The sequence below is a fragment of the Streptomyces sp. NPDC050147 genome, from assembly GCF_040660195.1.
Lineage (GTDB): Bacteria > Actinomycetota > Actinomycetes > Streptomycetales > Streptomycetaceae > Streptomyces.
Window position 1 is genome coordinate 1 of record NZ_JBFALJ010000045.1, and the last position, 18,546, is coordinate 18,546.

Below are 18,546 nucleotides of genomic sequence, written 5' to 3' on the forward strand. Positions count from 1 at the left end.
CCGAGGCGTAGAACTTCAGCGCACGGCCACCGGTCGTGGTCTCCGGCGAGCCGAACATCACGCCGATCTTCTCGCGGAGCTGGTTGATGAAGATCGCGGTCGTCTTGGACTGGTTGAGCGCGCTGGTGATCTTCCGGAGCGCCTGGCTCATCAGACGGGCCTGCAGACCCACGTGAGAGTCGCCCATCTCGCCCTCGATCTCCGCGCGCGGCACCAGGGCCGCGACGGAGTCGATGACGATCAGGTCGAGCGCGCCGGAACGGACCAGCATGTCGACGATCTCCAGAGCCTGCTCGCCGTTGTCCGGCTGGGACAGGATCAGGTTGTCGATGTCGACGCCCAGCTTCTTCGCGTACTCGGGGTCGAGTGCGTGCTCGGCGTCCACGAAGGCGACGGCGCCGCCCGCGCGCTGTGCGTTGGCCACGGCGTGCAGCGTCAGCGTCGTCTTACCGGAGGATTCCGGGCCGTACACCTCCACCACACGGCCGCGCGGGATGCCGCCGACGCCGAGCGCGACGTCGAGCGCGGTCGATCCGGTGGGGATGACCTCGATGGGGTCGTTCGGCCGCTCGCCCATGCGCATCACTGCGCCCTTGCCGAATTGCCGTTCAATCTGTGCGAGCGCGGCTTCGAGCGCCTTCTCGCGGTCGGTTCCTGCCATGGGTTCCACCCGATTTGCTTGTGTCGATCGCTTCACGTCAATGACGCTAGCGCCTGCCACTGACAATCCGCCCCGACGCCCGTCCGGCCTGTGGATAACTCGAGGCGATCGCCCCGCCGAAATCCGCCGGAGCCCCAGGGATCCCCCCGCGAAAACCCCGGGAAAACGCCGCCAGGCCATCCATGAGAATGGATGTTCGATTTCGGTGTCAAGCGCACCACGCGGGCCCCACCGAGAGTACGGAAGGGGCCCGTCCGCCGGGCGGACCCTGGGGCACCCGGGCGCTTCCCGGTGCTACCGACGCTCGTCCGAGCCCGCCTCCGGACCGGGTCCCGATGCGGAGTCAGGGCTCGCGCCCGAAGCCTCCTCAGCCGCGACCTCGGCCTCCGAGCTCGCCCCCGGGTGGTTCGGCCCGCGCATCGCGCGCCTCATACGCGTGAGGAGTGACGCTCCGCCCTTGCTCCGGTGCCCGTGGACGCGTGGGTCGTCCGTGACGTCGTACCGCTTCACGTACGCGCCCAGGAAGGCCTGCAGGGTCGCGATCGCCGGAATGGAGATCAGGGCGCCGACCGCGCCGAGGAGTGCCGTGCCCGCGATCACCGACCCGAAGGCGACCGCCGGGTGGATGTCCACGCTCTTGGCGGTGAGCTTGGGCTGCAGGACGTAGTTCTCGAACTGCTGGTAGACCACGACGAAGATCAGCACCCACAGCGCGTACCAGGGATCGACCGTGAAGGCGATCAGCATCGGCAGTGCGCCTGCCAGATACGTGCCGATGGTGGGGATGAACTGTGAGACCAGGCCGACCCACACCGCGAGCACGGGCGCGTACGGCACGCTGAGGACCTGCAGAAGGACGTAGTGCGCGACTCCGGAGATCAGCGCCATCAGACCGCGCGAGTAGATGTAGCCGCCGGTCTTGTTGACCGCGATCTCCCAGGCGCGGAGCACCTCGGCCTGGCGGGCGGGCGGCAGCACCGAGCAGAGCGCACGCCGCAGCCGCGGGCCGTCGGCCGCGAAGTAGAACGAGAACAGCAGGACCGTCAGGAGCTGGAAGAGGCCTCCGAGGACCTGCGCCGACACGTCCAGGACGCCGCTGGCGCTGTTCTGCACGTACTTCTGAAGCCAGTCCGAGTGGACCAGGCTGTCCTGGATCTCGACCCGGGAGAGCTCCGTGTGGAAGGTCCGGTTGATCCAGCTGATGACATCGTCGAGGTACTCGGGGAAGTCCTCGACCATGTCCACGATCTGGCCCGCGAGCATCGACCCCATGAGCGTGATGAAGCCGGCTCCCACGATCAGGACACCGAGGAACACCAGGAAGGTGGCGAAGCCCCTGCGCAACCCGCGCGCGGCCATCCAGCTCACCGCGGGCTCCACCGCGAGCGCCAGGAAGAACGCGATCAGGATGTTGATCAGCAGGCCGGTCAACTGGTGGAAGGCCCAACTGCCCAACTGGAAACAGGCGAAGAGCGCGAGGGCGAGCACCATGGCGCGCGGCAGCCAGCGCGGCATGCTGGCGGCCCGCCCGGTCTCCGCCCCGTTCGGGGGCTGTGCGGGCGGCGTCGTGCCGAGCGGAGCTACGTCCTGGGTGACCTGCGCGGTCTCGTCTGTCGATGACACGGGGCCAGTCTCGCCCACGCCGCCGACATTCGGCCGCCGCCCCCGCGTCTTGGTGCTCTACGGCTCGTAACGGGGCGCGGAGGCACGGGAGAAGTATCCGGGAGTCAGCGCTTTTCGGCCGGTACGTCCATGGCCGTGCACACGGCGCGCCAGACGTCCTTGGCGTCCCAGCCCGCGTCCAGTGCCTGATGCACCGTGCGACCGCCGAGCTCGGCCATCACGTGATCGCGGGCGAACGAATCGGCGTACTCCTGTCCGAAGTGGTCCGCCATCCGCTCCCAGAAAATCGTCAACCGCATGCCCTCAGTATCGCTCCCGTGAGGGTGCAGCCGGACGCAGGGGGACTACCGAAGGCGCGTACCGGCCTACGGTCTGTGCATGGCCGAAACCGAAGCATCCCCGCACGCCGCGTCCTCGCCGGTCGCACGCGCCGAGCACTTCGTCTGGCTCACCGCGCGCGTCCTCGAGCAGCGGCGGTTCGCGTACCACTTCCTGAGCGGCACGGGCGGCGCCGGAGCCAGCCCGTCCGCCGACGCGGTCGAGACCGCCCTGGCCGCGTACAGCACCGGGGACGGCGGGTACGGGTACGCGCTCGAACCGGATCTGCGCGGCCCCGTCAGCCAGCCCCTGCACACGGGGCACGCGTTGCGCGTACTGGACTCGATCCGACGCTGCGGCGGGCAGCGGGTGGAGCGTGTGTGCCGCTATCTGTCGTCGGTGTCGACGTCCGACGGCGCCCTTCCGGCGATCCATCCCAGCCAACGCGGTTATCCCTCGGCGCCGTTCCTGCCCGTGGTGGACGATCCGCCGAGCGAACTCCTCGCCACCGGCCCCGTAGTGGGCCTGTTGCACCGCAACGAGGTGTGGCACGCCTGGCTGTTCAGGGCCACCGACTTCTGCTGGGCCGCGGTGGAATCCCTGGAGAAGTCCCATCCGTACGAGATCCAGGCGGCCGTCGCCTTCCTCGACGGGGCACCCGACCGCCCGCGCGCGGAGGCGGCCGCCGACCGGCTCGGCAGGGTCGCGCGGGAGCGGCAACTCGTGGCGCTCGACCCCGAGCGGTTGGACGCGTATCCCGTGGCGCCGGGCTACGCACCGGGTGAGCACCACTTCGCGCACGACTACGCGAAAACCCCCGAGTCGCTCGCGCGCACGTGGTTCACCGACGAGGAGATGACGCGCTCCCTGGACTTCCTGGAGCGAGAGCAGCAAGAGGACGGCGGCTGGCCTGTCCGCTGGCGGCAATGGGCGCCCAACAGCGCACTCGAAGCACGCCCGATCGTCACCATCGAGGCGCTGCGCACCCTACGGGCGTACGGACGGGCCATCACCTGACGGTGCTTCCTCGGCCTCCCGCAGCAACAGCGCCGCGATGGCGAGTGCCGTGCCGCGCGGTGCGGACAGGTCTAGGCCGGTGCGTTCGCCGATCTTCGCGAGGCGGTTGTCGACGGTGTTGGGGTGCAGGCCCAGGGCGGCGGCGGTCGCCCTGCGCTCCTGCTGGTGGCGCAGGTGGACGCGCAGCGTCTCCAGGAGCTCGGGCCGGTCGGCCACCGGGTCGAGCAGCGCGGAGATGAGGTGGCTGCTCTCGTTGCGACGGGAGAGGTGGTACTCGAGGAGTACGTCCTCCATGCGGTGCAGTCCCGGAGGCAGGCCGCACGCGCGCGTGACGCGCAGTATCTCGGTCGCGGTGCGCGCGGCGTCGGTCACCGCCTCAGGACCGGCGGCGTCCACGGCGGCCACGCGTACGGGGAGGTCACAGGCCTTGCTGAGCCGGTGCGGCAGATCCTCGGGGGGCCGGCACTCCTGAGGCACGATGACCCGTCCACCATCGGCCTCCAGGAGCGCGAGCACCTCCACCCCGAAGGCGTGGTCCAGTGCGGTCTGCACGCGTCGCAAGCGGCGCCGTACCGCTACGGGGCCCCCGGCCGGCGTCCCGTCGAAGCCGACTGCCAGGACAAGCACGGGCCCCGTCAGGCGCAGCTGGTCGAGCAGCACGTGGCCCGGCGGCACCATGCCGTCGAGCAGTCCACGGACCAGGGACCTGCGCTGGGCGCGCTGTTCGGCCTCCAGCGCGGAGCGCTCGTCCAGGTAGGTCTCGGCCACGGCCCCGACGATCGAGGGATGGGACTGCAGGAGCACGTCCACGAGCTCGACCAGGGCCGCTTCCTCGCCGGGACGGGCCTCGTCGCGCAGCGCCTGCCACAGGACGTACATCCCCAGAGCGTGCGTACGCAGCAGCAAGTGCAGCGGCATGCCCTCTTCCGCACGTTGTGCGGCCCGCTCACGGAAGAGCCGGTGGCTGCCGGGCCGGTCGGTGATACGCCGCAGGAAGAGGCGCACTCCATGGCGTGCGGTCGCGGCTATCTCCAGGTCCTTGACGTCGTCAGGGAGCTCCGCGTACCCAGGCAGCTCCTCGAACGACTCGCGGGCCATCCTGCGGGCCAGTTCGTTGACCCTGGGCTCGCAGCGCGCCGCGAGTGACCTCGCCTCGGAGGACAGCGCCACGGGGGTCTCCTCTCCGGGGGCGGAACGGGGGCGCGGTGGTGACGCGTCACATTACCCACCGGTCCTGTGTCCGGCCGGGATCGGGTGTTCGAGGCGGCGGGGCCGGAAACAGCGATCGCGCAGCGGTCGGGCAACGCTCAGCCCATCAGCGCCCGCGCCCCCGCGGTGACGGCCACGGCCGCGCCGATGACGACCAGGAACGGCGCCCGCAGCAGCAGCGCCACGGCCGCCGCCGCGAGCCCCAGAGCCTTCGCGTCGAGCTCGAGGGCCCGCCCGTCGGCGAAGGCCTGCTGGGCCGTGAGCGCGGCCAGCAGTGCCACGGGCAGCAGGGCGGCCATGCGCTTGACCAGCGGGCGCTCCAGCGCGCCCGCTGGTACCAGCAGGCCCGCGAGTTTCACCAGGTAACAGCCGACGAAGGTCACGCCGATCGCGATCCAGATGTTCAACGGTCTTCCTTCTGGGTGTCGTCGGGGCGCGCCTGAGTGTCGTCGGGGCGTGCGTCTTCCTCGGAGGGCTTGGAGACGGGCTCGGAGGCGGCCTTGCGGCCCTCTACGTAGAGCACCGCCGGCACGGCGAGGGCGGCCACCAGGACCGGCACCCCCGCGGGCAGCACGGGCAGCAGGCCCAGCCCCAGGACGACCGCGCCCGCCGCGACCGCCCGTTCCGTAGTCGTACGCAGCATCGGCGCGAGCAGTGCCAGGAAGACCGCGGGGCCCGCGGCGTCCAGCCCCCACACGTCGGTGTCACCGATGGCCTCGGCACCAAGCGCCCCGAGGAGCGTGGTGAGGTTCCACAGCACGTAGAGGCTCAGTCCGGTGACGGTGAAGCCGATGCGGGCGGCGCGCCTGGTCGGCTGAGCGAGCGAGACGGCGGTGGTCTCGTCGATGACCCAGTGGGCGGCGAACGGGCGCACCGCGCGCGGGAGGGCGAGCAACTGTGAGAGCCGCAGCCCGTAGAACGCGTTGCGTACGCCGAGGAAGAAGGCGCCCGCCGCGGCGGTGAACGGGTTCCCGCCGCCCGCGAGGGCGCCGACCAGCGCGAACTGCGAGGCGCCGGTGAAGACCAGCAGGCTGAGCGCGCAGGTCTGCAGCACGGTGAGGCCACTGCCCGCCGAGGTCACCCCGAAGGCGAAGCCGGAGAGCCCGACGGCGACTCCGACACCGAGGGCGTCGCGGACGACGGCGGAGTCGGGTTTCTCCGGGGTGCGGTCACCTGTCGTGTCTGCTGGAAGGTCTGCGCCTATGTCTGCGGGTGTCGTCTGTTCTGCCACCCGTCGGACGGTACGAGCAGGGGCGATTCCCCGTCTTGTACGTTCTTGCGCTCGCGTACGTCCATGGGCTCGCGTACGACCCTGTGCTCACGCTGGTACGCCCCCGGTGGCACCCCGACGATCCGCGTGAAGTGCCGGTTCAGGTGCGGCTGGTCGGTGAAGCCCACGGCGACGGCCGCTTCCGCCGGTGACGTTCCCGCGTCCAGGAGACGCCTCGCGGCGCGCACCCGTGCGTCGGTGAGCCACGCGTGCGGAGGCATGCCGTACACGTCGCGGAAGGCCCGCAGCAGGGCGAACGGGCCGACTCCGAGACCGGTGGCGAGCCGCTCCAGGCTCGGCGGGTCGGCCAACCGCTGCTCCAGAACGGCACGCGCGCGTGCCGCGATCCTGGCGCCCGCCGTGCGCGCGGCACGCTGCGGGACAGGCCCGCCGTTCAGCCGCAACAGCCGGGTCACGGCCACCCGCAGCAGCGTGTCGGCGGCCAGCGCGTTGCCCTCCTCGGCGGCTCGCAGCACCCGATGGACGAGGCTCACGGAGTACGGGTCCTCGAGCACCGGACGGAGGAAACCAGGGGTTCCCCGAATGCTGGTCGTCTCCGCGGCGATGGTGGCGACCAGATCCGGCGAAGGGTAGACCGCCGCGTACCGCCACCCCTCGGGTGCACCGGCCCGGCCCGTGTGCGGCGTGTCGGGGTTGATCAGGGCCAGGGTCCCCGGCCCCGCGTGCTGATCGGCGCCGCCGTGGTGGAAGACGTCGACGCCCTCGGCGATCGCGGCGATCACGAAGTGCTCGTGGGTGTGCCGCGCGAAGGTCTTGCTGATGTAGTGCGCACGCAGCAGGTCGACCCCGGGCAGTTCCGCGTACCGCCAGTGCCGCGCCTGCTCCGCCGAACCCGCCATGCCTCCCATTCTGCGACAGCCACGCAAACCCTTTTTCGCAGGTCGGCGCCGTTGTCAGTGGCGGGGTGCACGATGGGGGCATGGTCAGGTCCGCATCCAGTGCCCCCGGTACCCCCGGCGCCCTTGACGGGTTCTCCCCCGCGACCCGCAGTTGGTTCACGGGGGCCTTTCCCGAGCCCACGTCCGCGCAGGCCGGGGCATGGAAGGCCATCGGCGAGGGCTCGGACGTGCTGGTGGTCGCGCCCACCGGCTCGGGCAAGACCCTGGCCGCCTTCCTCGCCGCCCTGGACCAGCTGGCCTCGACGCCGCCGCCCGCCGACCCCAAGAAGCGCTGCCGCGTGCTGTACGTGTCTCCGCTGAAGGCCCTCGCGGTCGACGTGGAGCGCAATCTGCGCAGCCCGCTGACGGGCATCCGCCAGGAGTCGGTGCGCCTCGGGCTCCCCGAGCCCGAAGTGCGGGTCGGTATCCGTTCGGGCGACACTCCGCCCGCCGAGCGCCGCTCTCTTGCCACGCGCCCGCCGGACATCCTGATCACCACCCCCGAGTCGCTCTTCCTGATGCTCACCTCCGCCGCGCGGGACGCGCTGACGGGCATCGAGACGGTGATCCTGGACGAGGTGCACGCCGTCGCGGGCACCAAGCGCGGCGCCCATCTCGCCCTCTCCCTGGAGCGTCTTGACGAGCTGCTGCCCCGGCCCGCCCGCCGCATCGGCCTGTCGGCGACCGTCCGTCCCGTGGACGAGGTGGCGCGCTATCTGTCCCCGCAGCGCAGGGTGGAGATCGTCCAGCCGCCGTCCGGCAAGGAGTTCGACCTGTCCGTGGTCGTGCCGGTCGAGGACCTCGCGGAGCTGGGAGGCTCCCCGGTCGCCGACAACGACCAAGGCGCGGAGCGTCCCTCGATCTGGCCGCACGTCGAGGAGCGCATCACCGACCTCGTCCAGGCGCACCGCTCGACGATCGTGTTCGCCAACTCACGCCGCCTGGCGGAGCGCCTGTGCAACAGGCTCAACGAGATCGCGTACGAACGCGCGACGGGTGAGCCGCTCCCCGAAGACCACTCCCCCGCGGAGCTGATGGCCGAGTCGGGGGCGGCCAAGGGCGCCCCTCCGGTCCTCGCCCGGGCCCACCACGGCTCGGTCTCCAAGGAGCAGCGCGCGCTCGTCGAAGAGGACCTGAAGGCCGGCCGCCTGCCGGCCGTCGTCGCCACGTCCAGCCTGGAGCTGGGCATCGACATGGGGGCGGTCGACCTGGTGATCCAGGTCGAGTCACCGCCCTCCGTGGCCTCCGGCCTGCAGCGCGTCGGCCGGGCCGGACACCAGGTGGGAGCGGTCTCCACCGGCGTCGTCTTCCCCAAGTACCGCGGGGACCTGGTGCAGGCCGCCGTGGTCACCGAGCGGATGCGGACCGGCTCCATCGAGTCACTGCGCATCCCGGCCAACCCCCTCGACGTCCTTGCCCAGCAGCTCGTCGCGACGGTCTCCCTCGACACCTGGCAGGTCGACGACCTCCTGGCCCTGGTCCGCCGGGCAGCCTCCTTCTCCTCGCTCCCGGAGTCGGCCTTCACAGCCGTCCTGGACATGCTCGCGGGCCGCTATCCCTCGGACGCCTTCGCGGAGTTGCGCCCCCGCGTGGTCTGGGACCGCGTCGCCGGCACCGTCACCGGCCGACCAGGGGCGCAGCGACTCGCGGTCACCTCCGGCGGCACGATCCCCGACCGCGGCCTCTTCGGGGTCTTCCTGGCCGGCGCCGACCCCAAGAAGGGCGGCGGCCGCGTCGGAGAGCTCGACGAAGAGATGGTCTACGAATCCCGAGTGGGCGACGTCTTCACGCTCGGCACCAGTTCCTGGCGCATCGAGGACATCACACGCGACCGCGTGCTCGTCTCCCCCGCTCCCGGTGTCCCGGGCCGGCTCCCCTTCTGGAAGGGCGACCAGCTGGGCCGCCCGCTCGAACTGGGCCGTGCGCTGGGCGCGTTCCTCCGGGAGGTCGGCTCCATGCCACGCGACGACGCGCGCGTGCGCCTGCGGGCCGCGGGCCTGGACGACTGGGCCGCCGACAACATCCTGTCGTACCTCGCCGAGCAGCGTGAGGCCTGCGGCCACATCCCGGACGACCGCACGATCGTGGTCGAGCGGTTCCGCGACGAACTGGGCGACTGGCGAGTCGTGGTGCACTCCCCGTTCGGCGCTCAGGTGCACGCGCCCTGGGCCCTGGCCCTCGCCTCCAGGCTCACGGAGCGGTATGGGATGGACGCCCAGGTCATGCACGCCGACGACGGCATCGTGCTGCGCCTGCCGGACGCCGACCTGATGAGCCTGGACCTGCTCGACCAGGAGCCCGCCGACCAGCCCCTCGGGTATGACAGCGAGCAAGCCCCCGTAGGAGCCGGAGACGTCGCCTTCGACAAGGGCGAGGTCAATCAGATCGTCACCGACCAGGTGGGCGGCTCGGCGCTGTTCGCCTCGCGTTTTCGCGAGTGCGCCGCACGCGCGCTGCTGCTGCCGCGCCGCAGCCCGGGGAAGCGCACGCCTCTGTGGCAGCAGCGTCAGCGCGCCGCGCAACTGCTCCAGGTGGCCAGCGAGTTCGGATCGTTCCCCATCGTCCTGGAAGCGGTCAGGGAGTGCCTCCAGGACGTCTTCGACGTCCCCGGCCTCACGGAACTGATGGGCGACATCGAGTCCCGCAAGGTCCGGCTCGTCGAGGTCACCACCCCCGAACCGTCCCCGTTCGCCCGCTCGCTCCTGTTCGGCTACGTGGCGCAGTTCTTGTACGAGGGTGACTCACCGCTCGCCGAGCGGCGTGCGGCGGCCCTCTCCCTGGACTCCCGACTGCTCTCGGAGCTCCTCGGGCAGGCCGAGCTGCGCGAGCTGCTCGACGCGGACGTCCTCACGGAACTGGAGCAGGAGCTCCAGTGGCGCACGGAGGACCGCCGCATCAAGGACGTCGAGGGCGTCGCCGACCTGCTGCGCCTCCTCGGGCCCCTCACCTCTGCCGAGCTGGCCGAGCGTGGCGCGGAGCCGGAGTGGGCGCGGGAGCTTTCCTCCGCACGCCGGGCGATCAGCGTCCGTATCGCCGGAGCCGACCACTGGGCGGCGATCGAGGACGCGGGCCGGCTGCGCGACGCGCTGGGCACCGCGCTGCCGGTAGGCGTCCCGGAGGCGTTCACCGAGCCCGTCAAGGACCCCCTCGGGGACCTCATCGGGCGGTACGCACGCACGCACGGCCCCTTCACCTCGGCGACGGCGGCAGCCCGCTTCGGACTCGGCGCCGCCGTCACGGAGGGCGCACTGCAGCGCCTTGCCGCCAACGGACGCGTCGTACAGGGAGAGTTCCATCCGGCGGGCATCGGCCAGGAGTGGTGCGACGCGGGCGTCCTGCGCCGTCTGCGCCGCCGCTCCCTCGCCGCCCTCCGTCACGAGCTGGAGCCGGTGCCGCCCGCCGCGCTCGCCCAGTTCCTGCCCCAGTGGCAGCACCTGAGCGGTCACGGGCTGCGGGGCGTGGACGGACTGGTGCGCGCCATCGAGCAGTTGCAGGGGGCGACCGTGCCCGCGTCCGCACTCGAGAAGCTCGTCCTGCCCTCCCGCGTCTCGGGGTACGCACCGGCGATGCTCGACGAACTCACCGCCGCCGGAGAGGTGGTGTGGGCCGGTGCGGGGTCCCTGCCCGGCAAGGACGGCTGGGTCTCCCTGTACTTGGCCGACGCCGCGCCCTTGCTCCTGCCGCCGGCCCATCCGCTGGAGCTCACCGCGCTCCACCAATCGGTCCTGGACACACTCTCCGGTGGGTACGGCCTCTTCTTCCGGCAGATCGCCGACCAAGTCCGAGCCACGACCCACCCCGAGGCCTCCGATCTCCAACTGGCCGACGTGATCTGGGACCTCGCCTGGTCCGGACGGCTCACGAACGACACGCTGGCCCCGATGCGCTCACTCCTCGGCTCGGGCCGCACCGCGGGCTCCACCGCCCACCGCGCCAGGCGCACCATGCCGCGCGGACGCTACGGCTCGCTGACGGGCGCCGCCCGGCCCGCGTCGTCGCGTACGGGCCCGCCGACGGTGGCGGGCCGCTGGTCGCTGCTCCCCGCCCACGAACCCGATCCCACCCTGCGAGCCCATGCCCTGGCCCGCACCCTCCTGGACCGGCACGGCGTGGTCACCCGTGGTGCCGTCGCGGCCGAGGGAGTGGAGGGCGGCTTCTCGGCGACGTACCGCGTCCTGTCCGCCTTCGAGGACAGCGGACAGGCACGGCGCGGCTATGTGGTCGAGGGGCTCGGCGCCGCCCAGTTCGCCATGGACGGCGCAGTGGACCGGCTGCGCGCGGCGGCGAACGCGCGTGACCGTACGGACAGTTCACCCGGCGCCATGAACTACTCCCCGCGCCCCTCGGACACCCAGGCCCTCGTCCTGGCAGCCGCCGACCCGGCCAACGCCTATGGGGCCGCGCTCCCCTGGCCCGATCCGCCCACCGACGCGGGACACAAGCCGGGCCGCAAGGCGGGCTCCTTGGTCGTCCTCGTCGACGGCGAACTGACCCTCTACATGGAGCGCGGCGGTAAGACCCTGCTGGCCTGGCCCGCGACCCCGGAGGGCGACGCCCCGGCCACTGAGGACGCCCGGCTGCACGCGGCCGCCGAAGCCCTCGCCAACGCGGCCCGCGCGGGCTCACTCGGCACCGTCACGGTCGAGCGCATCAACGGCGGCTCCTCCCTGACCTCCCCCCTCGCCCCCCTCCTGGAAGGAGCAGGCTTCCACGCCACCCCACGGGGCCTGCGCCTGCGCGCGTAGCGCCACCGCGCATGCCCGTCACCCGACCCGGCTCACCCCTGCCCCGGCCCGGCTCATCCGACCCAGCTCACCCGTCTCCGTCTCCGTCACCGTCACCGTCACCGTCACCGTCACTCAGCAGCGTGGCGGCACAGCCGCCAGGCCCACCAACCCGGCAGCGTGGCGACTCAGCCGCCCGCGGCGCCCCACCCAGCGGTCGCCCCCGCACACCAAGCTCCTCCCCCCCCACGCCCCGAAAGCTTCTCCGCCCCGCCTCCATCACACCGTCTCGCCCCGCCCGGCCCTCACCGCACCCCCACCCCGCCCCCGACATGCCACCCTGGATCTCATGCCCGAAGGCGACACCGTCCACCAGGCAGCCCGGCGTCTGCACACCGCCCTCGCCGGGCACACCGTCACGCGCTCCGACCTCCGTGTCCCGAAGCTCGCGACCGTCGACCTCACCGGACGCACCGTCCTGGACGTCACGCCGCGCGGCAAGCACCTCCTCACCCGCTTCGAGGGCGGGCTCACCCTGCACTCCCACCTCCGCATGGACGGCTCCTGGAAGGTGTACGCCCCCGGCGAGCGCTGGGGAGGCGGCCCCGGCCACCAGATCAGGGCGATTTTGGGCAACGCCGAGCGCACAGCCGTCGGGTACCGCCTCCCGGTGCTCGAACTCCTCCGCACCGCCGAAGAGGACAAGGCGGTGGGCCACCTCGGTCCCGACCTCCTGGGCCCCGACTGGGACCCCGAGCAGGCCCTCGCCAACCTCCTCGTAGCTCCCGAGCGCGCCCTCGGTGAGGCTCTGCTCGACCAGCGCAATCTCGCGGGCATCGGCAACGTCTACAAGAGCGAACTCGGCTTCCTCCTCGGCGTCACCCCCTGGCTCCCCATAGGCGAGCTTCCCGCAGAGACGGCCTCTCGCCTGCCCGCTCTCGCCAAGAAGCTCCTGGAAGCCAACCGCGACCGCCCGTCGCGCACGACCACGGGCCGCGACCGCGCGGGCCAGCGCCTGTACGTCTACGGCCGCGCCTCCCGCCCCTGTCTGCGCTGCGGCACCCCGATCCGCCTGGGGGAGCAGGGCGACGGCTCCCGCAGCCGCCCCACGTACTGGTGCCCCTCCTGCCAACAGGGCCCGACCCCCTGACCCCATCAACCCGACCCCACCACAACAACCCAACATCACGGTCACCCACTAGTTGACGCCCCGTCAGATCCCGCCGTACCGTCCCGTCATGCCCCTCACGGCGTACGACCTCAGCGGACGCACCGCATTCGTCACCGGCGCGGCCAGCGGTATCGGCCGCGCCTCTGCCGTGCTCCTCGCGGAAGCGGGCGCCACCGTCCACTGCGCCGACCGTGACACCCAGGGGCTCCAGGAGACGGCCACGCTCATCAAGGCCGCGGGCGGCACGGCGCACACGCACACCGTGGACGTCGCGGACAGGGCCCAGGTCGAACAGGCCGTGGTGACCGCCACCGAGTCCACCGGCCGCCTGGACGTGATGGCCGCGATCGCCGGGATCATGCACAGCAGCCCGGTCCTGGAGACCCGCGACGAGGACCTCGACCGGGTCCTGAACATCAACTTCAAGGGCGTCCTGTACGCCTGCCAGGCCGCGGCCCGCGCAATGATCGCGGCAAACACGCCGAACACGGTGAACACTGCGAACACGACGACCCCAGCGAACACGGCGAACGCAGCGAACGCAGCGAGCGCGAACAAGACCGACGGTCCCCGCCACCCCGGCAGCATCATCACCATGGCCTCGGGCGCCGTCGACACCGGCGGCCCCGGCCTTCTCTGCTACGGCGCGGCGAAAGCCGCCGTCGTCCAGCTCACGAAGACCCTCGCCACCGAGGTGGGCCCGCACGGCATCCGCGTCAACGCCGTGGCACCGGGCTGGATCCGTACCCCCATGACCGACCGCCACGGCGCCGACGCCCAGGCGCACACCGAGGCGCTGATGGCCCGCATGTCCCCCTTGGGCCGAGTAGGCGAACCGGAGGACATCGCACATGCCGTCCTGCACCTGGCGTCCGACGCGTCCGCCTTCACGACAGGCCAGATCCTCCGCCCGAACGGCGGCGTCGCCATGCCCTGGTGACAGCATCAGCAGCGAACCGGGCCACACCCCCGGCCGTACGCTTCCCTAGCCACCCCGCCGTACCACCCGACCGCCGACCACACTCCCCCGGCCGGGACGACCGCGAGACCCGGGAGGACTCGGCGGCCCGCGAGGACCGGGCGGCCCGGGAAGCTCCCACAGCCCGGGAGTACGGCACACAGTGCACCGGCAGCAGACTCAGCCCCCACCCGCCGGCCGCGACGGCCCCCTCCAGGACCCCCGCATCGGGAACGAGGGCCAGCCGCAGCACGCCCCACCACCAGAGCGCCCCGAGCACCAGAGCCGGCGCCCACCGCACGACTCTCCATGCCACGGCCACCACCTCCGCACGAGGCCCGACTCCCGAATCCCGGCTCTCCCGAATCCCGTCCCGTGACGCCCGACGCTAAACGCCCGGCCCCACGGAGGGGGAGGGCGCACCACAGGGCTCACGAGGCACGGCCAACGTCCCGATCAATCGATCTCCAGGATCAGACGATGACCTCGGCCGGGACCCCGGTCACCACCCCGCCACCAGCCATCCACCGCGTCCCGTTCCTCTCCGCAGCCAGCCAGCCAGCCATCCGCCGCGCCCCATCGCCCTCCGCGATCGGCCCGCCCCCCACGAACGACCCGCCTCCCCCCGCGATCAACCGTTCTCCGCCTGGAACATCCAGTGATGCTTCTCCAGATCGGCCGTGATCCCGATGAAGATGTCCTGGCTCACCGGGTCCGCCTCGCCGGTCGCCGCGACCCGCTGCCGCATTCGCGTGATCACCGCACCGAGCGCATCCACGAGCGTTCCCACCGCGTCCGCGTCCTTGACCCAGCCCGCGGCGACATCACCGATGCCGCTGCTCCGCGCCACGGTCGCCGCGCGGCCGTCGGGCGAGACACCGAGCGTGGAAGCCCGCTCGGCCACCGTGTCGGAGTGCGTCCGCGCCGTGTCCACGACTTCGTCGAGCTGCAGATGGACGGAGCGGAAGCGCGTGCCCACCACGTTCCAGTGGATCTGCTTCGCCACCAGGGAGAGGTCGACCAGGTCCACGAGCGCCCCTTGCAGGGCCTCTGAGACCGCCTTCAGATCCGCATCGGACAGAGAGCTCTTCACGACGTACATCCAGCCTCCAAAGATCATGGGAACGCCTAAGCGAAAATCCCCACCAACCATGGCACAAATGCACCAATCGGGACATCGCAAGAGCCCGCACAGCGCCACCCACCCGGCCGCCCCGGCCACCCACATCACCCACATCACCCACATCACCCACATCACCCACATCACCCACACCCCAAAACGCACGAAAGCCCCGGCCGGTAACCCAGCCAGGGCTTCGTACACATATGAGCGCTCAAACAGCGTGCGCAGTCAACGCGGCGTCACGCGGCGACGACGTCCACCGCCTCAGCGGGCGCCTTGATCGTCACCCGTTCCGGCGGCACACCGCTCACCGAGACGGAATTGAGCATCGGGCGAACCGGTGCGCGCACCGGTTCCGTAGCCGCTGCCGACGCAGCCAGTTCGGCGAGAGAGAGCTCGTCGCTCACCTCACGCATGAGCTCGGACATCCGTACGTCAAGCGCGTCGCAGATCGCGGAAAGCAGCTCGGAGGATGCCTCCTTCTGCCCCCGCTCCACCTCGGAAAGATAGCCGAGCGAGACTCGGGCGGACGAGGAGACTTCGCGCAGAGTACGGCCCTGGCGCTGGCGCTGCCGACGCAGCACGTCACCCAACAGGCGACGGAGCAGAATCATCGGTGGCTCCCTCCTCGGACCGCGTAGCCGCATCCTTCACGCCCCACCGTACCGCCTCGCGCGGCGGCCGTGCGGGGAGCGATGTCGTGTTCACTCAGGGCTGCAAACATCAAGTCCCCCCGTTCTGTTCCGTATCCTGTGCCCGCCCGTTCCCGGCACGTTCGCCGGACAGCCGCTCGACCAGCAGCGTGAGCACGCTCCGTACACTCTCCATACGGATGTCCGAACGCTCACCGTTCAACCGCAGAGCGGCCACTTTCCCCTCAGAGCGAAGAGCGGAACTTGGCTCGCCGCGCCCGGAATCCGATCCCTCGGCCCTTGGTCCCGGCCCGTCGACCGCCACGAAGACCGTCCCGACCGCCTGACCGTCCTGCGGCTCCGGCCCCGCGACGCCCGTGGTCGCTAGCCCCCAGTCAGCGCCCATGACCTTGCGCACACCCGCCGCCATCTGGAGCGCCACCTCGGCGTCCACGGCACCACGCTCGGCGAGCAGAGTGCCGTCGACCCCGAGCACCTCGTGCTTCAGCTCGGTCGCGTACGCCGTCACGGACCCCCGGAAGACCCGCGAGGCACCCGGCACCGCCGTCACCTCGGCGGCCACCAAGCCCCCGGTGAGCGACTCGGCGACGGCGAGCGTCTCGCCGCGCGCCTGAAGGAGCCGCAGCACCTCCGCGGCCGGATCGAGGGACATCACGGAGCCGACTCCCGAGGCCCTTCGCCGGAAGCGGAGGCCTCGGCGGCTGCCGCTGCCGCCTCCGTGGTTGCCGCGGAGGCGAGCGACGCGGCCTGTGCCTCCGCGAGGCCCTGGCGGCGCAGCAGGATGGCCTGGCGCACGTAGTCGAGCGCGGTCAGGACGGTCAGGACGACGGCGACCGCCATCACCCAGAACCGCAGCGTGGCGAGCGGCCCGGTCAGCGCCAGGACGTACATCCCGGCGGCCACGCCCTGCCAGAGAGTCTTCATCTTGCCGCCGCGACTGGCCGGAATGACGCCGAAGCGGATCACCCAGAACCGCAGCAGCGTGATCCCGAGCTCACGCCCGAGAATGACGCCCGTCACCCACCACGGCAGATCGCCGAGGTACGAGAGACAGATCAGCGCCGCGCCCATGATCGCCTTGTCGGCGATGGGGTCGGCGATCTTCCCGAAGTCCGTGACCAGGTTGTACGTACGTGCGAGGTGCCCGTCGAACAGGTCCGTGATCATGGCGATGGCGAACGCCGCCCAGGCCCAAGCACGCCAGGCCGGGTCGTACCCGCCGTCGGCGAGCAACAGCATCACGAAGCCGGGCACGAGCAGCAGCCGGATCACCGTCAACAAGTTGGCGACGTTCCACACGCTGGCCTGGTTGACGGCCGCAGCGCCCAACTTTCCGCCGCGCACCGGCTTGGCGCCCTGCGCGCCGGAGCCGCCCGCCGCGGATGCCGGGACTCCGGTCATCTGCGTGCCTCCTCGGCCGGGATCCGGGGCGAGTGCCCCAGGATTTCGCTGTACTCAGCCACCAGGTCCACGCCTTCCGTGCCGACCACCTTTGCCACGACCATACGGCCGACCTGCAGGTCATCCCCACCCGTGGCCCCCGTGAAGCGGATCTGGCCGTCCGTCTCGGGCGCCTGGTGTGCCGCCCGGCCGATCGCGCCGTCCTCCTCGTCCACGGACTCCACAAGCACCTCGACGGTCTCACCGAGGCGCTCGTCGGCGCGCTGCGAGGTCAGTTCCTCGGCGAGCCGCGAGATGCGCGCGAGCCGCTCGTCGACGACGTCCTGGTCCAGCTTGTGGTCGTACGTCGCCGCTTCCGTGCCCTCCTCGTCGGAGTACCCGAAGACGCCGATGGCGTCCAGTCGCGCACCCGTGAGGAACCGCTCGAGCTCGTCCACGTCCGCCTCGGTCTCACCGGGGAAGCCCACGATGAAGTTGGACCGCACGCCGGCCAGCGGGGCCTTCGTACGGATGGTGTCCAAGAGCTCGAGGAACCGGTCGGTGTCCCCGAAGCGCCGCATCGCCCGCAGCACGCCGGGGGCGGAGTGCTGGAAGGACAGGTCGAAGTAAGGGGCGACCTTCTCCGTGGACGTCAGTACGTCGATGAGCCCGGGGCGCATCTCGGCGGGCTGGAGGTAGCTGACGCGCACCCGCTCGATCCCGTCGACGGCGGCCAGCTCGGGCAGCAGCGTCTCCAGGAGCCGGATGTCGCCGAGGTCCTTGCCGTACGAGGTGTTGTTCTCGGAGACGAGCATGACCTCCTTGACGCCCTGCTCGGCCAGCCAGCGGGTCTCGCCGAGCACGTCCGAGGGGCGCCGGGAGATGAAGGACCCGCGGAAGGAGGGAATGGCGCAGAACGAGCAGCGCCGGTCGCAGCCGGAGGCCAGCTTCACCGAGGCGACGGGGTTGGTGCCCAGGCGCCGCCGCAGCGGGGCGCGCGGTCCCGAGGCGGGAGCGAGGCCTTCGGGCAGGTCCATGGGGGCGTGGCCGGGCAGCGCGACGTCCGAGCCCGCTTCCTGCCGCTCAGCGGGGCTGATCGGCAGCAGCTTGCGGCGGTCACGCGGGGTGTGAGCCTCGACACTGCCGCCGCTGAGGATGGTGTTCAAGCGGGAGGAGATGTCGGAGTAGTCGTCGAAACCGAGCACCCCGTCGGCTTCGGGGAGGGCATCGGCAAGCTCCTTGCCGTACCGCTCGGCCATGCAGCCGACGGCCACGACGGCCTGGGTCTTGCCGTGGCCCTTGAGGTCATTGGCTTCGAGGAGGGCGTCGACGGAGTCCTTCTTGGCGGCTTCGACGAATCCACAGGTGTTGACTACGGCGACATCCGCGTCTTCGGCGGCCTCGACGAGCTGCCAGCCGTCCGCCTCCAGGCGGCCTGCGAGCTCCTCCGAGTCCACCTCGTTACGGGCGCAGCCAAGAGTGACAAGGGCGACGGTACGGCGTTCGGGCATGTTCTCAAGACTACTTTGTCCCTGCCCGG

The 18,546-nt window shown here is 71.4% G+C and carries 17 protein-coding genes; 4 read left to right on the plus strand and 13 right to left on the minus strand.

All coding sequences use genetic code 11. The features are described from left to right. The 3 genes from recA to AB0I94_RS40410 form a co-directional block, all read right to left on the minus strand. The coding region (recA, locus tag AB0I94_RS40400) for a recombinase RecA (protein ID WP_363314809.1) at positions 1-661 on the minus strand (661 nt) is incomplete at its 3' end. A gap of 294 nt (positions 662-955) precedes the next feature. Then, positions 956-2,284, minus strand: coding sequence for an AI-2E family transporter (locus AB0I94_RS40405; RefSeq protein WP_363314810.1), 1,329 nt, complete (start codon positions 2,282-2,284; stop codon positions 956-958). 104 nt (positions 2,285-2,388) lie between these two features. Beyond that, positions 2,389-2,583 carry a DUF3046 domain-containing protein gene (locus AB0I94_RS40410; RefSeq protein ID WP_363314811.1) on the minus strand — a complete coding sequence of 65 codons (195 nt, stop codon included), beginning with the start codon at positions 2,581-2,583 and terminating at the stop codon, positions 2,389-2,391. A 79-nt stretch (positions 2,584-2,662) separates the two neighbouring features. Here AB0I94_RS40410 and AB0I94_RS40415 point away from each other — a divergent pair, with 79 nt between their 5' ends. Next, positions 2,663-3,619, plus strand: coding sequence for a hypothetical protein (locus AB0I94_RS40415; RefSeq protein WP_363314812.1), 957 nt, complete (start codon positions 2,663-2,665; stop codon positions 3,617-3,619). Here the strand turns inward: AB0I94_RS40415 and AB0I94_RS40420 are convergent. The 4 genes from AB0I94_RS40420 to AB0I94_RS40435 all read right to left on the minus strand — a co-directional run bounded on the left by AB0I94_RS40420 (position 3,590) and on the right by AB0I94_RS40435 (position 6,958). Then, a complete protein-coding gene (locus tag AB0I94_RS40420) occupies positions 3,590-4,789 on the minus strand; it encodes a helix-turn-helix domain-containing protein (protein ID WP_363314813.1) in 1,200 nt (399 codons plus the stop codon). The two genes, AB0I94_RS40415 and AB0I94_RS40420, sit on opposite strands and share 30 nt — an antisense overlap. Positions 4,790-4,926: 137 nt before the next feature. Next, on the minus strand, positions 4,927-5,235 hold the full coding sequence (locus AB0I94_RS40425) for an AzlD domain-containing protein (protein WP_363314814.1): 309 nt from the start codon (positions 5,233-5,235) through the stop codon (positions 4,927-4,929). Continuing rightward, positions 5,232-6,032: an AzlC family ABC transporter permease gene (locus AB0I94_RS40430; RefSeq protein ID WP_363314829.1), complete on the minus strand. Its 801-nt coding sequence runs from the start codon at positions 6,030-6,032 to the stop codon at positions 5,232-5,234. The genes AB0I94_RS40425 and AB0I94_RS40430 overlap by 4 nt, the downstream gene beginning before the upstream one ends. After that, entirely contained in the window at positions 6,029-6,958 is a 930-nt protein-coding gene (locus tag AB0I94_RS40435) for an AraC family transcriptional regulator (RefSeq protein WP_363314815.1), read from the minus strand. The genes AB0I94_RS40430 and AB0I94_RS40435 overlap by 4 nt, the downstream gene beginning before the upstream one ends. Before the next feature lie 80 nt (positions 6,959-7,038). On the opposite strand from AB0I94_RS40435, the gene AB0I94_RS40440 reads away from it, so the two are divergent. The 3 genes from AB0I94_RS40440 (at position 7,039) to AB0I94_RS40450 (ending at position 13,832) form a co-directional block, all read left to right on the plus strand. Continuing rightward, positions 7,039-11,742 (plus strand): ATP-dependent helicase, encoded by a 4,704-nt coding sequence (locus AB0I94_RS40440; protein WP_363314816.1) that lies wholly within the window; start codon positions 7,039-7,041, stop codon positions 11,740-11,742. Between the two features lie 328 nt (positions 11,743-12,070). Beyond that, complete coding sequence (locus AB0I94_RS40445; RefSeq protein WP_363314817.1) at positions 12,071-12,871, plus strand: DNA-formamidopyrimidine glycosylase family protein; 801 nt, start codon at positions 12,071-12,073, stop codon at positions 12,869-12,871. 88 nt (positions 12,872-12,959) lie between these two features. Then, a complete protein-coding gene (locus AB0I94_RS40450; protein ID WP_363314818.1) occupies positions 12,960-13,832 on the plus strand; it encodes an SDR family NAD(P)-dependent oxidoreductase in 873 nt (290 codons plus the stop codon). Here AB0I94_RS40450 and AB0I94_RS40455 read toward each other — a convergent pair. The 6 genes from AB0I94_RS40455 to rimO form a co-directional block, all read right to left on the minus strand. Next, positions 13,780-14,166, minus strand: a complete 387-nt coding sequence (locus AB0I94_RS40455; protein WP_363314819.1) for a hypothetical protein — start codon at positions 14,164-14,166, stop codon at positions 13,780-13,782. The genes AB0I94_RS40450 and AB0I94_RS40455 overlap by 53 nt on opposite strands. A gap of 315 nt (positions 14,167-14,481) precedes the next feature. Continuing rightward, positions 14,482-14,952 (minus strand): DNA starvation/stationary phase protection protein, encoded by a 471-nt coding sequence (locus AB0I94_RS40460; protein WP_363314830.1) that lies wholly within the window; start codon positions 14,950-14,952, stop codon positions 14,482-14,484. Between the two features lie 260 nt (positions 14,953-15,212). Further along, entirely contained in the window at positions 15,213-15,587 is a 375-nt protein-coding gene (locus tag AB0I94_RS40465) for a helix-turn-helix transcriptional regulator (RefSeq protein ID WP_160507571.1), read from the minus strand. Between the two features lie 109 nt (positions 15,588-15,696). Beyond that, entirely contained in the window at positions 15,697-16,278 is a 582-nt protein-coding gene (locus tag AB0I94_RS40470) for a CinA family protein (protein WP_363314820.1), read from the minus strand. Further along, entirely contained in the window at positions 16,278-17,027 is a 750-nt protein-coding gene (gene pgsA / locus AB0I94_RS40475) for a CDP-diacylglycerol--glycerol-3-phosphate 3-phosphatidyltransferase (RefSeq protein ID WP_363314821.1), read from the minus strand. The genes AB0I94_RS40470 and pgsA overlap by 1 nt, the downstream gene beginning before the upstream one ends. Beyond that, complete coding sequence (gene rimO / locus AB0I94_RS40480; RefSeq protein ID WP_363314822.1) at positions 17,024-18,517, minus strand: 30S ribosomal protein S12 methylthiotransferase RimO; 1,494 nt, start codon at positions 18,515-18,517, stop codon at positions 17,024-17,026. The genes pgsA and rimO overlap by 4 nt, the downstream gene beginning before the upstream one ends. Positions 18,518-18,546: the final 29 nt, after the last annotated feature.